The 13,945-nt window shown below is 37.7% G+C and carries 12 protein-coding genes; all 12 read right to left on the reverse strand.

Annotated elements, in window-relative coordinates; genetic code table 11:
* Positions 1 to 17: 17 nt before the first annotated feature.
* The gene (locus ACQV2Q_RS05665; RefSeq protein ID WP_428875349.1) at positions 18 to 1,232 is read right to left on the reverse strand and encodes a mechanosensitive ion channel; all 1,215 of its coding nucleotides are present in this window, start codon (positions 1,230 to 1,232) and stop codon (positions 18 to 20) included.
* A 122-nt stretch (positions 1,233 to 1,354) separates the two neighbouring features.
* Positions 1,355 to 2,542 carry an elongation factor Tu gene (gene tuf, locus ACQV2Q_RS05670; RefSeq protein WP_428873231.1) on the reverse strand — a complete coding sequence of 396 codons (1,188 nt, stop codon included), beginning with the start codon at positions 2,540 to 2,542 and terminating at the stop codon, positions 1,355 to 1,357.
* A 141-nt stretch (positions 2,543 to 2,683) separates the two neighbouring features.
* Positions 2,684 to 4,774 carry an elongation factor G gene (gene fusA / locus ACQV2Q_RS05675; RefSeq protein ID WP_428873229.1) on the reverse strand — a complete coding sequence of 697 codons (2,091 nt, stop codon included), beginning with the start codon at positions 4,772 to 4,774 and terminating at the stop codon, positions 2,684 to 2,686.
* 79 nt (positions 4,775 to 4,853) lie between these two features.
* Positions 4,854 to 5,324: a 30S ribosomal protein S7 gene (rpsG, locus tag ACQV2Q_RS05680; RefSeq protein ID WP_090289529.1), complete on the reverse strand. Its 471-nt coding sequence runs from the start codon at positions 5,322 to 5,324 to the stop codon at positions 4,854 to 4,856.
* Positions 5,325 to 5,362: 38 nt separating this feature from the next.
* Positions 5,363 to 5,776: a 30S ribosomal protein S12 gene (gene rpsL, locus ACQV2Q_RS05685; protein ID WP_258436774.1), complete on the reverse strand. Its 414-nt coding sequence runs from the start codon at positions 5,774 to 5,776 to the stop codon at positions 5,363 to 5,365.
* A gap of 390 nt (positions 5,777 to 6,166) precedes the next feature.
* Positions 6,167 to 6,529, reverse strand: a complete 363-nt coding sequence (locus tag ACQV2Q_RS05690; protein ID WP_428882170.1) for a hypothetical protein — start codon at positions 6,527 to 6,529, stop codon at positions 6,167 to 6,169.
* A gap of 374 nt (positions 6,530 to 6,903) precedes the next feature.
* Positions 6,904 to 7,995 carry a hypothetical protein gene (locus tag ACQV2Q_RS05695; protein WP_428882172.1) on the reverse strand — a complete coding sequence of 364 codons (1,092 nt, stop codon included), beginning with the start codon at positions 7,993 to 7,995 and terminating at the stop codon, positions 6,904 to 6,906.
* A 199-nt stretch (positions 7,996 to 8,194) separates the two neighbouring features.
* Positions 8,195 to 8,488, reverse strand: coding sequence for a GNAT family N-acetyltransferase (locus tag ACQV2Q_RS05700; protein ID WP_428873224.1), 294 nt, complete (start codon positions 8,486 to 8,488; stop codon positions 8,195 to 8,197).
* A 111-nt stretch (positions 8,489 to 8,599) separates the two neighbouring features.
* Positions 8,600 to 9,175 (reverse strand): TMEM175 family protein, encoded by a 576-nt coding sequence (locus ACQV2Q_RS05705; protein ID WP_428873222.1) that lies wholly within the window; start codon positions 9,173 to 9,175, stop codon positions 8,600 to 8,602.
* 111 nt (positions 9,176 to 9,286) lie between these two features.
* Entirely contained in the window at positions 9,287 to 10,798 is a 1,512-nt protein-coding gene (gene lysS, locus ACQV2Q_RS05710) for a lysine--tRNA ligase (RefSeq protein ID WP_428873220.1), read from the reverse strand.
* Between the two features lie 85 nt (positions 10,799 to 10,883).
* Positions 10,884 to 11,759, reverse strand: coding sequence for an Hsp33 family molecular chaperone HslO (gene hslO / locus ACQV2Q_RS05715; RefSeq protein WP_428873219.1), 876 nt, complete (start codon positions 11,757 to 11,759; stop codon positions 10,884 to 10,886).
* Between the two features lie 64 nt (positions 11,760 to 11,823).
* Complete coding sequence (gene ftsH, locus ACQV2Q_RS05720) at positions 11,824 to 13,878, reverse strand: ATP-dependent zinc metalloprotease FtsH (protein WP_428882173.1); 2,055 nt, start codon at positions 13,876 to 13,878, stop codon at positions 11,824 to 11,826.
* Between the last annotated feature and the right edge of the window lie 67 nt (positions 13,879 to 13,945).

Raw genomic sequence — 13,945 nt, forward strand, 5'->3', positions numbered from 1 at the left:
TTTTGTTTTGATTAGTTTTAGAATCTTTGCTGTTCTTCTTCTTTTTCTTCGTGTTCAATGCTTTTTTCAATATTTTCTAGTTGACGTGCAGCAAAATCCTTACCACCTATTCCAACTGCAAGAGCGAAGGCAACAGCTACCGCACTAAGAATAATAATAAAGGCCGCGTTAACAATTGTTGGAGCAAACTTTAATTGGTTCAATGTCATGAAAATCGCCAATACAATAATAGCATAACGAACAAATTCTCCAAATACTTTACTACCAGAAACTTCTTTCAAAAAGCTTGCAAGAATATTACCACCAATTACTCCTACCGCTAAGATTAACGCCGCAGCTATTACATCAGGGATGTAGGCAATAATAGAAGTGCCTATCGCATTTAATACTTCTAAGTTAAGAACTGAAATAGCTTCGACAATAAAGAAAATAAGTAATAGTGATTTAGCCACTTGAGCAATCACGCTTGAAATTTGGATATGGCTTTCACCTTTAAAATTTAAATATTTTGAATATTGGTCGATACCAGATGTCTTTAATAGGCTTTCTAATAAATCACCTAACAATTTTGCAATGAAGCCACCGACAAAAACAAGAATAACTGCCACAATTATATTAGGAATTGCTGACATTACAGAGTTTAATACACCGACAATCGGTGCTGAAATAGTCTGAATACCTAGTGTTTCAAGGGCCACTGTTAAAATCGGAATAAATATTAAGACATAAACAACGGTCGAAAACACTTCAGCTAGATGTGTATCATTGACTCTTTCTTTTTCTTCCTGCCCCGTCATCTTACTATACCACTTATCTAAATTGAAACCTTCTAGTAAGTTTTGCGTTAACTGTTTAACAAACTTACAGAATAAGTTGCCAATGAATATAATTAAAACGGCTGCAATAATGTTTGGAATGTAAGCAAAAAACTTCGCAAACATATTAGATATTGGATCAACAACCCCTGCCAATCCTAATCCATTTAAAATGAAAGGTACAAAGAAAAGTACAATAATAAAATATAATAAAGTGCCTATTGTTTCTAAGAAGGCATTAGATTCCTCATCGGTTCTAGCTAACCCCCATTTTTGTAATTTCAAGTCAAAGTCGATACTCTCCATAGCCTTAATCGCATATTTTCTCGCAAAATGCGCCAAAATCAATGCTGCTATTAATAAAAGTAATGAGCCTATTATTCCAGGAATAGAGCTAACAACACTGTTAAAATCCATCGTCATTCCCCTTTCTAAATTTTATTTACTTTTAGTATAGCATGATTAAGCTTGATACAACAAACATTAATCTAAAATAAAAAAGCCAAGTACTTTGCTTGGCTTTTGTTCTTAATATTTAATTAAGCATTAATTTTAGTAACAGTACCTGCACCTACAGTACGTCCACCTTCACGAATTGAGAAACGAGTTCCGTCTTCGATAGCGATTGGGTGAATTAATTCTACTGTCATAGATACGTTGTCACCAGGCATAACCATTTCAGTTCCTTCTGGTAATTCTACAACACCTGTTACGTCAGTTGTACGGAAGTAGAATTGAGGACGATAGTTAGTAAAGAATGGTGTATGACGTCCACCCTCTTCTTTAGAAAGTACATATACTTCCGCTTCGAACTTAGTATGTGGAGTAATAGTTCCTGGAGCTGCTAATACCTGTCCACGCTCAATATCATCACGTGTAACTCCACGTAATAATGCACCAATGTTGTCCCCTGCTTCAGCATAGTCTAACATCTTACGGAACATTTCTACACCAGTTACTGTAGACTTCATAGTATCTTCAGCGATACCTACAATTTCAACTTCGTCACCTACACGAACTTGTCCACGTTCAACACGTCCTGTAGCAACTGTACCACGACCAGTAATAGAGAATACGTCTTCGACTGGCATCATGAATGGCTTGTCAGTGTCACGCTCTGGTTCTGGAATATATGCATCTACTTCTTCCATTAGCTCTAATACTTTAGCTTCATAAGCTTCGTCGCCTTCTAAAGCTTTAAGAGCAGAACCTGCGATTACTGGAATGTCATCTCCTGGATAGTCGTATTCTGATAACATGTCACGAACTTCCATTTCAACTAATTCTAATAATTCTTCATCGTCAACCATGTCTACTTTGTTTAAGAAGACTACGAAGTAAGGAACTCCTACTTGACGCGATAATAAGATGTGTTCACGAGTTTGTGGCATTGGGCCATCAGCTGCAGATACAACCAAGATCGCACCGTCCATTTGAGCAGCACCAGTGATCATGTTCTTAACGTAGTCCGCGTGTCCTGGAGCGTCAATATGTGCATAGTGACGGTTAGCAGTTTCATACTCGATATGAGAAGTGTTGATTGTGATTCCACGTTCTTTTTCTTCTGGAGCGTTATCGATTGAAGCATAGTCCTTAGCTTCACCGAATCCGTTTTTAGCTAATACAGTCGCGATTGCAGCTGATAAAGTTGTTTTTCCGTGGTCAACGTGTCCTAAAGTACCAATGTTAACATGCGGTTTCGTACGTTCGTATTTTTCTTTTGCCATTTGAGTAAATCCCCCTAATTTTAAAGTGTTTATAGATTATGTAATCTATCAAAATTATTATACCAAAGATATTGAAGTGAATTCAACGGATATTTCCCTTAACCTTGGTCTTTCTTCTTAATAAGCCTTTATTGCTTATGATTAATTTTCTGAAGACCCACCGTATTTTTTGATGATTTCTTCAGCGATTGATTTTGGAACATCTTCGTAGTGGTCGAATTGCATTGTAAATGTACCACGACCTTGAGTTGAAGAACGTAAAGTCGTTGCGTAGCCAAACATTTCTGATAAAGGAATGAATGATTTAACAATTTGTGCGTTTCCACGTGTTGAAGTACCTTCAATACGTCCACGGCGAGAGTTCACGTGTCCCATAACATCTCCTAAATATTCTTCAGGAACTGTTACTTCAACAGCCATCATTGGTTCAAGGATTGAAGGTTGTGCTTTCTTAGCAGCAGCCTTAAGTGCCATTGAAGCCGCAACCTTATAAGCTGTTTCAGAAGAGTCAACATCGTGATAAGATCCATCGTAAAGCTTAGCTTTGATATCTACTAATGGGAATCCTGCTAGGACACCATTTTCCATCGCATCTTTCAATCCTGCTTCTACTGCTGGAATGTATTCACGAGGAACAACCCCACCAACAATCGCATTCTCAAACTCAAAGCCAGCGCCTTCTTCATTTGGTTCAAATTCGATCCATACGTGACCATACTGACCTTTACCACCTGATTGACGAACGAATTTACCTTCAGCTTGTGTCGCGGCACGGAAGGTCTCACGGTAAGAAACTTGTGGTGCACCAACCGTAGCTGAAACTTTAAATTCACGTTTTAAGCGGTCAACGATGATATCTAAGTGTAATTCTCCCATTCCGGCAATAATTGTCTGACCAGTCTCATGGTCAGTTGAAGCACGGAAGGTTGGATCTTCTTCAGCTAACTTAGCTAAGGCTAAGCCCATCTTATCTTGGTCAGCTTTTGAATCAGGTTCAATCGCTACCTCAATAACTGGATCAGGGAATTCCATTGATTCAAGAATAACTAAGTTATCTGGGTCACATAAAGTATCTCCAGTTCCTGTATTCTTAAGACCAACAGCTGCAGCAATATCTCCCGAGAATACTTCAGCAATTTCCTCACGAGAGTTAGCGTGCATTTGTAAGATACGACCTACACGCTCACGCGAATCTTTAGTTGCGTTTTGAACATATGAACCAGATGCCAATGTTCCTGAGTAAACGCGGAAGAAAGTTAAACGACCAACGAATGGGTCTGTCATAACTTTGAAGGCTAAAGCTGCAAATGACTCACTGTCATCCGCATGGTGTTCAATTTCCTTTTCACTTCCTGGTTCGAAACCAATAATTGGTGGAACATCTAGTGGACTTGGTAAGTAATCAATAACACCATCTAGTAATAATTGAACCCCTTTGTTTTTGAAGGCTGTACCACAGAAGACTGGGTATAAGTCAACATTAACTGTTGCTTTACGGATAGCTTTTTTCAAAACATCTTCAGGAATTTCTTCCCCTTCAAGATAAGCCATCATAATTTCTTCATCAGTATCAGCTACTGCTTCAACTAAAGTTGTATAATATTCAGCAGCTTTTTCTTGATATTCTTCTGGGATATCTGTTTCTTCTATTTCTGTCCCCAAATCGTTATTATAAATATATGCTTTTTTATGAACAATATCGACGATTCCTTTGAATTCATCTTCAGATCCGATTGGAACTTGCATAGCTACTGCATTTGCGTCTAAGCGCTCATGAAGGGTTCTTAGTGAATATTCAAAGTCAGCTCCCATTTTGTCCATTTTATTAACAAATACAATACGAGGTACTCCATAGGTAGTAGCTTGACGCCAAACTGTTTCAGTTTGAGGTTCTACACCTGATTGAGCATCTAATAAGGCAACCGCTCCATCCAATACACGTAATGAACGTTCAACCTCAACCGTAAAATCCACGTGTCCTGGTGTATCGATGATATTTACACGGTGTTCTTTCCATTGAGCTGTTGTTGCAGCAGAAGTAATGGTAATACCACGTTCTTGCTCTTGCTCCATCCAGTCCATTTGAGCTCCACCATCGTGGGTCTCACCGATCTTATGGATCTTACCGGTATAATACAAGATACGTTCAGTAGTCGTTGTCTTACCAGCATCTATATGGGCCATAATTCCAATGTTACGAGTTTTCTCAAGAGAAAATGCTCTTTTTCCCATGTATATTTACCCCTCTTTCCTTTTTTGAATCATTATCTGTTAACAAAGAATCACTAAGTTAACAATACCATTATAAATCTTACCAGCGATAATGCGCAAAGGCTTTGTTAGCTTCTGCCATTTTATGCATATCTTCACGCTTACGTACAGAAGCACCTGTATTGTTTGCTGCATCCATAATTTCACGTGCTAGACGTTGTTCCATGGTTTTTTCACCACGTAAACGAGAATATGTCACTAACCAACGAATCGCTAAAGTATAACGACGCTCAGGTCTTACTTCAACTGGTACTTGATAGTTAGAACCCCCAACACGACGAGCTTTAACTTCTAATAATGGCATGATGTTTTCAATGGCTTGTTCGAAAACCTCCATTGGATCTTGGCCTGTTTGTTCACGGATTACATCAAATGCACTATATAAAATAGATGATGCTTTACCTCGCTTACCGTCAACCATTAAACGGTTGATTGTGCGAGTTACTACTTTAGAATTATAAATTGGATCTGGTAACACTTCACGTTTAGGAATATTCCCTTTACGAGTCATTTAAACTCCTCCTTTCGAAAAATCGGTGATTGTTATAATTATGATTTAGGTTTCTTAGTACCGTATTTAGAACGGCTTTGCTTACGGTCATTAACACCGGCAGTATCCAGCGCTCCACGAACGATATGGTAACGTACCCCTGGTAAGTCTTTCACACGTCCGCCACGGATTAGTACCACACTGTGCTCTTGCAAGTTATGGCCTTCACCTGGAATATAAGCTGTTACTTCCATAAGGTTAGATAAACGAACACGGGCATACTTACGTAAAGCAGAGTTCGGTTTCTTAGGAGTCATAGTCCCTACACGTGTACATACCCCACGTTTTTGCGGAGACATTGTTTTTGTGTTAGAACGTTTGAAGCTGTTGTAACCTACGTTTAATGCGGGTGAATTTGATTTACTTACTTTTGATTTACGAGGTTTATTAACCAATTGATTAATTGTTGGCATCAAAAGTCCTCCTTCCATTATTTTCTTAGTCCACACATCCAAGTGTGTCATTTATAAATATAAATTTTCCGCAGGCTTGAAATTTTCAAAACTGCGCTTCAGGGTGAATCTATAGCAGTCAGCACGACTGAGTTTCAGGTATCTGTCAATAAAAACACCTTTATTATCTTACCATGTAGTTTTTTCCTCGTCAATTAAATTTCGCATATATTTTAAAAACTTTCTAGAGTTGTCAAACATATGTTACACAAAGTGCTTCTAAAATGGCATGCTTATGCCTTAACGTCTCGTCCTCAAATTCTTTGTTTCTGTCAAAGAGGAAAGCGGAGCGATCCTTGACAGAAATAAAGCCTAAAATAGGATACATGCTAGCAACTAATTCTTTAAATCCTAAAAACTTAGAGCAAACCCCGCTAAAGTAACTGCTACATAGTAGGTATAAAACTTGTCGGGTTGCTTACTAGATAGGCGATGCGCACAAGCGAAAGTAAACTGAAGGCGCAGGGCATCACCACTGATAACAACTGCCATGGAAAAACCCGTTATAAAACACATTGAAAAATAGTTTAAGCTAGACAAAATTATCGAAGGGAAAAGCTGATTGAGTTCTTGACTCATCACTTCAATCTTTTCAAAATCAAACCGATAGTTAAATAAAGTATCGATAAAAACTAGGATAATAAAATAATTAAGACCGGCGTAAAAAACCAATAATTTGTTGGATTTTTCAAACTCAAAGGATGCAATAATCAAAACTAATAGAACACACAAGGCGCTACCCCAAATGCTATTTAAATTAAATTGCTGCTGCAAACTAGCTCCGGACAATAGCACCCATTAAGGCATGCATAAGCCCTACCAAGAATAGGCCGAATAGGCCAACAGAACCAAACCTAATAAAACATTGCAGTAGCTCTTGGCCTGAAGTCAGTCTCGTCCCTGTTACTACTCCCACATAGGCAAAAGCTATCGTCAATGTCTTTCGATTCAAATAGAAACACTCCTCTATGTATTTAAACAATTAAAAAGCGATGCATAACTATGGAATCATGCATCGCTTTCATTCTATTACATGGCCCAAAATGTTTGGTAATCTTTTGCTATAAAGGGGTAAATTCATCTCTTTTTTAGTACCTTAAAAGAGCTGAAAACTGTTGTTTAATCCCTTCAACTTTTTCCAAAACGAGAGAGATTTTAACCCCTTGATCCATGGCTTTGATCACCCAATGATTTAAAGCCTCTCCATCTAATAAGTTGTCTGTAAAGTATTGAATCACCCATTCTTCGATACGCCCTTCATGGATCAGCCCTTTAATCTCTTCAAAATCATGAATGACTTTCCCTTGATTACGAGCTTTTTCAATTTGATCAATCTTTTCTTTTGCGAATTCTTGCTGATTTTGACTAAGGGTCTCTTTTAAAAGTTTGGTTTTCGCTTTAGCATCCAGGGATTGGAAGGGTTTGTCGATTGTTGAATCATAATAAATAGCGGTGTTTTCATTAACTTTTTGGTAATGGCCTATGTTCTCAACTGTTCCTGCTAATAAAATTGGCCGATGATAATGTTTAGCTACTTCTTGCATTTTTTTATGCAAGTAATTGAAATATTTTGCGCGATCTAGATCTTTTTCTTCTGGAGTAGCTCGGTGTCCATGATGCATACCAGGCTCTTGACGTCCGCCATAAGAGTGTACATTGACTTGAGAGCCAGCGTCTAAATCATCATAAATCTCTGAAAAGTCTTTCACTTCAATCGCAGGGTCTAGAGTAAGGGCTTCGGCATTAAACTGGTTGGCATCAAAAAAGTCCACCGAATCTTTAGATATATCTGCAATGATTACTTCATGAAGTTCCTCATAATAAGCCAATAAAGGTAAAAGATAAAATTCATTTCCTAGATGAATCGAAGGTTTAAATTCATTACGTAAATAGGCAACTTCAACATCTTTAGGACTGATAAAAAGGGCTAGACCTTCTTTAGTTTGATCCCAAAAATTTTTATCGTTTCGAATTCTTTCAATTTCTTTTAAAATCTTATTTGCTTCATCTTTATCAACTTCTTCCAGCTTAGATTTAACTTGCTGAATTAGATTTTTAAATTGAATCAGGTCTTCTTGCCTATTTAAACCTCCACGATTAGTAGGCATATAAAGGGAAAGGCGCATCAAATCTTTTTGACTTTGTAACTCTCTTAAATTTGCAATAAAACTGTAACTCATCTTGATCCTTCCTTTCTATATTTTGTAAATAAAATCAATACTTAGGTCGTAAGCACTGTATTTTCCAACTTACTATTAAAATATTTGAAATAGACCTACTAATTAAAAGGTTATCACGGAAGCGCTTTATTGTCTAATTAAAGACCTTAAAAAAACCAAAAGTAGATGAAACTACTTTTGGTTATATGATTAGCAACTGTTAAGCTGGGTGTTTACGAGCATCTATATGCCTATATTTTTCTGCTTCCTCATCAAATTTTCTAATGACATATGGACAACTGGGATATATTTTTTTACCTTGCTGTTGCATATCTGCTACTAACTCATCTAAAAGCTTACCAGCAATTCCTTGACCTCTAAGACTATCTGAAGTAAAGGTATGGTTAGCCACCACTAACTTTTCATCATCAGTATCTCGATAAGTTATCTCGGCAATCATCTCGTTTTCTTCATTACGTAAAACAATGGCATGATCTTCTCTTAAAAATTCCATTACTAGCCCTCCTTAATTGTGTTAATTCTATAATAACCTATTAATCGCAAAAATTAAAAAAATATGATTTGCCATATCAATATTTAAAAATTCGTAGAAATAAATGAAAGACTATTTATAAAAGGTGCTTTCTAGTCGCTTATCTGGAATAATCCATAATAAAGCTATCGCCACATATATTAGATAAGAAATTAGAGGCTGATAAAAAGCAAAAATCAAAGCAAGAATATAAAAAACAATCGAACCTTTCCCTTTGAAATCCTTGCCAATCTTTTTAGCTAAATCTGAATCCTTGCCATTCACCCGAATAATTTCTGTTTGTAAAATATTATAAGAAACAGCACACATTAGTAAGATGAATCCATAAAAAAAGGCTGGTAGTTTAACAGAAGGGTTTAAGCCCATCCATTCCGTGAAAGTTGGTATCAAAGACATAAAAAAGAGCCAAAATAAGTTACGCCATAAAATTTTACCATTGACTGTTTTTAAAACGGCTAATAAGTGATGATGATTGGCCCAGTATATCCCCACATATGCATAACTTAGTATATAGGCTAATAGAGTCGGATATATTTCTTTCAATCCAGCTAGGTCTAAACTAGCTGGGGGTTGTAATTTTAAAACCATGATAGTAATAACAATTGCTAAAACTCCATCGCTAAACGCTTCTGCTCTACTTGTATTCATAGTATTCTCCTTTATTTAATGTTGAGAGGTTTAGATTTTTAACTATTTCAAAAGAAACACCACAAACAAATCTCTATCCAGTTTGTGGTAATTTCTTAATCAATTCAATTCTTAATTATTTCTTAATGTTGGGAATAAGAGGACATCACGAATGGATTGTGAATCCGTTAATAACATTACTAAACGGTCAATACCAATTCCTAAACCTCCAGTTGGAGGCATTCCGTGCTCTAATGCTTCTAAGAAATCTTCGTCAACTGGATGCGCTTCGTCATTTCCAGCATCTTTTTCTGCCATTTGAGCTTCAAAACGTTCTCTTTGATCAATTGGATCCGTTAACTCTGTAAAGGCATTCGCATATTCTTTACCAACAATAAACAATTCAAAGCGGTCGGTAAAACGTGGATCCTCTTCGTTTTTTCGAGCCAATGGTGAAATTTCAACCGGATGTCCATAAACAAAAGTAGGCTGAACTAATGTATCTTCTACCTTTTCTTCAAAGAAGTTATTAATAATATGTCCTACTGACAAATCGTGGTCTTCAACTGGGACTTGATGTTCTTTAGCTAAAGCTTTAGCTTCTTCTAGAGTCATCTCTTGCCAGAAATCGACACCGGTTTCTTCTTTAATTAAATCAACCATATGGCGACGTGCCCAAGGCGTTTCCAAATCTACCTTTTTACCATCATAATCAATCATAGCAGTCCCTAAGACTTTCTTGGCAACATGGCGAATCAACCCTTCTGTTAAGTCCATAATATCCGTATAAACTGTATAAGCTGTATACACTTCAATCATAGTGAATTCAGGGTTATGGGTAGTATCAATTCCTTCATTACGGAAGACACGACTGATTTCGTATACTTTTTCCATACCGCCTATTACTAAACGCTTCAAATGTAATTCTAAAGCAATCCGTAAGTATAGTTCCATGTCTAATGCATTATGATGTGTAATGAAAGGTCTAGCTGACGCTCCACCTGCTAGATTATGTAAGACAGGAGTTTCAACCTCTAGATAATCTAAATCGTCTAAATAATGTCTCACTTCGCGAATAATCTTTGAACGGTTGACAAAGCGATCAAAACTTTCTTCGTTGGCAATTAGGTCTAAATAACGTTGGCGATATTTCTGTTCAACGTTTGTCAAACCATGGAATTTATCAGGTAGTGGTCTTAAAGCTTTTGTTAAAGGAATAAACTCCTTTGCTTTAACTGAAAGTTCCCCTGTTTTTGTCTTAAACAAGTTACCGCGAACCCCCACAATATCTCCTAAATCGGCAGCGTTCCACCAAGTAAAGGCAGCTTCACCCACTTGATCCTGGCGAACATAAATCTGCAGCTTACCTTTCATGTCTAACAGGTGAGCAAAACCTGCTTTTCCTTTTCCGCGCTTAGAAACGATACGGCCAGCAATAGAAACTTCAATCGCTTCTTTTTCTTGCAAGTCTTCTTTGGATAAGTGATCATACTTTTCAATTAAAGCCTTTGAATAGTCACTGCGTTCAAATCCTGCAGCAAAAGGATTGACTCCTGCTTCAGACATTTCTTGCATCTTTTGTCTTCTGACTACTAACTGGTCATTTAATTCTTCAAATTCTGGATTATCTTTTACATCAGACATTGGCTTTCCTCCCACTATTTCTTTATACTGTCCCTTTCATTTTACATGAAGTCGTTCAGTTTGTCATGGTGATAATAGAGCGATCTTATTGATTAGCTAAGATCGCTTTTAATTCTTCTTCACTAAATTGATAAGTCGCACTACAATATTGGCAAATAACCTCTGCTCCCTTATCCTCGTCAATCATTTGCTGTAACATATTAGAATCCAAAACTGCAAGTGACTTACGAAAGCGCTCTTTACTACATGGACAATAAAATTCAACTGGTTGCTGCGAAATAACTCGGCTATTATTCAATCCAACTAATGAATCCAAAAGATCTGTAATCGCTTCTGATCCGTCGATTAACTCTGACAACGAACCAAGCGACTTAATCCTTGTTTCCAGTTGATCAATCACTTCGTCAGATGTCCCAGGTAAAACTTGAATCATAAAGCCCCCAGCTGATTGAACTGATTCATCTGGATTGACAAGCACACTCAAGCCAATAGAAGAGGGAGTTTGTTCCGATACTGCCATATAGTAAGTAAAATCTTCGCCCAGTTCACCTGAAATAAGCTCAACTTGGCCAGTAAAAGCTTCTGAATCCGCAAGGTATTTACTGACCTTCAAACTACCAGGAAGCCCAACCGCTCTCGCTACATCCAACTTGCCTTTACTATTTAACTCTAAAGCCACGTTCGGATTTGATACATACCCTCTAATTCGACCTTGGGTATCGCCATCACAAGAGATTAATCCTAAAGGACCATTACCTTTAATCTGAACAAGCAGGCGGTCATCCCCTTTTAGATTGGCTGACAAGAGTGCTGTAGCAACCAAGCTTCGCCCCAATGCAGCTGTAGCCGTATGCCACGTTTGATGCTTTTCTTGTGCTCGCTTAACTAAGTCCGTCGCATCTACTACAAATACGCGTATTTGATCATCAAAAGCTAATGCTTTGATTAACTGCCCTTTCATTTTTTCCCTTCTTTCTATTTCATTCGATGATAAAAGACAGGCGAGGGCCTGTCTTTTAACTTAACTATTTGACTTCGTCCTTTGAATCCAAATCTTCGTTAGAATTTTCTTTAGGGTCATCTTCCAAAGATTTTTGTTTAGACTCTTCAAAGTCAGACGGATCTTCCACAACTTCTGCTGCTTCCGTTTCATCTAATTTAGGCATTTCACCTGTTTCAAAAAGAGCTTTAATTTGGCGAGCATCTAAGGTTTCAACTTCTAAGAGCTTTTCTGCGATCAGATTTAACTGTTCTCGGTGCTCATTAATAATACGATAAGCTTCCATTAAAGCTTCCTTCATAATACGGTGAATTTCCTTATCAATTTCATAAGCCACTTGCTCAGAATAAGAGGTATGGTCTTCTATACCATAGCGACGTCCTGCAAATGGTTGGCTATCACTCTCATATTGAACGGTTCCAATTGTTTCAGACATCCCGTAACGAGTCACCATACTACGTACTATAGCTGTCGCTTGACGGAAGTCATCACTGGCTCCTGTTGACTGATGGTTAAAGACAATTTCTTCCGCCGCACGACCTCCTAAAAGACCTACAACTTGCTCAAATAATTCTTTATAGGTAACAATGTATTGATCTTCTTTAGGAAGCATAATAGCATAGCCACCTGCACGACCACGTGGAACGATAGTCACCTTATGGACTGTACGGGCTTCACTTAAAACCATACCAATTACAGTATGTCCTGCTTCGTGGTAAGCAACCGTTTTTCTTTGACGCTCCGAAACGACAGCATCTTTTTTAGCAGGTCCTGCAATCACACGATCATGTGCTTCGTCTAAATCAGGCGCTGTAATTTCTTTACGGTCAAAGCGGGCTGCAATTAAAGCTGCTTCGTTTAAAAGATTTTCTAAATCGGCTCCTGAAAAACCGGGTGTTTGTTGAGCAATCACTTTCAAGTCAATATCAGAAGCTAACTTTTTATTACGAGAGTGAACTTTCAACACGGCTTCTCTGCCTTTAACATCTGGATTGCCTACTAGTATTTGACGGTCAAAGCGCCCAGGACGTAAAAGAGCCGGGTCCAAGACATCTGAACGGTTAGTCGCAGCCATAACAATGACACCTTCATTTCCTTCAAAGCCGTCCATTTCAACAAGCAGTTGGTTAAGTGTTTGCTCACGTTCATCGTGGCCCCCACCCATACCTGCTCCTCTTTGTCGGCCTACAGCATCGATCTCGTCAATAAAAATAATAGCTGGTGCTTCTTTTTTTGCATTTTCAAATAAATCACGGACACGTGAAGCTCCCACCCCAACAAACATTTCGACGAACTCAGAACCTGAGATTGAGAAGAAAGGCACACCTGCTTCACCAGCAACGGCTTTTGCAAGTAAGGTTTTACCTGTACCTGGAGGTCCTTCTAAAAGCACTCCAGCTGGTATTCTTGCACCTAGAGCTGTAAACTTCTTAGGCTCTTTTAAAAACTCAACAATTTCAACTAGCTCTTGTTTTTCTTCATCGGCACCGGCAACGTCAGAGAATCTAACTTTGACTTTTTGTTTTGAGACATCTTTAGACTTAGACTTACCAAAGTTCATGACACCCTTTCCGCCACCACCACTAGCTTGCATCATGGTATACATCAAGAAAAAGCTAGGAATCAGTAATAGTAGGATAGGTAAAAAATTTAACCAAATACCTGCTGAAGACTCCGGCATTGATTTAAATTTTACATTTTTCTCTTTGGCTAATTCAGTCACTTGGCTAATGGTCGAATCATTTGGTAAGATATCTGTCTCAAACAATTGAGTTTTACTATCACCTTTAATGACTTCAACCGCTTTATCACTCGTTTTGTTTTCAGCTTCTATCGGTTGATACTTACCTTTCACATGATAAACTCCTGCTCCCGGTTGCATCTCAAATTCAGCAATTTTATCGGCTTCAAGTTGTTGAACAAATTCAGATATCGTGATCTTTTTAGTAGAATTTAAAAACGATCCACCATCTGTCATTAAACTAAAGCCGCCTAAAATAGCCAAACCGATTAAAATATAAACGAGGGTGTTTCGAAAGGGATTTCGAAAGGGATTTCGATTTGGATTAGGTTTTTGCATTCGTTTCTTTCTCCTTAACTTCGATTATTGATTAAAAATATACTTAATCTTTTGATAAAAATAATTA

This window comes from Facklamia sp. P12950, assembly GCF_050409465.1.
GTDB lineage: Bacteria > Bacillota > Bacilli > Lactobacillales > Aerococcaceae > Facklamia.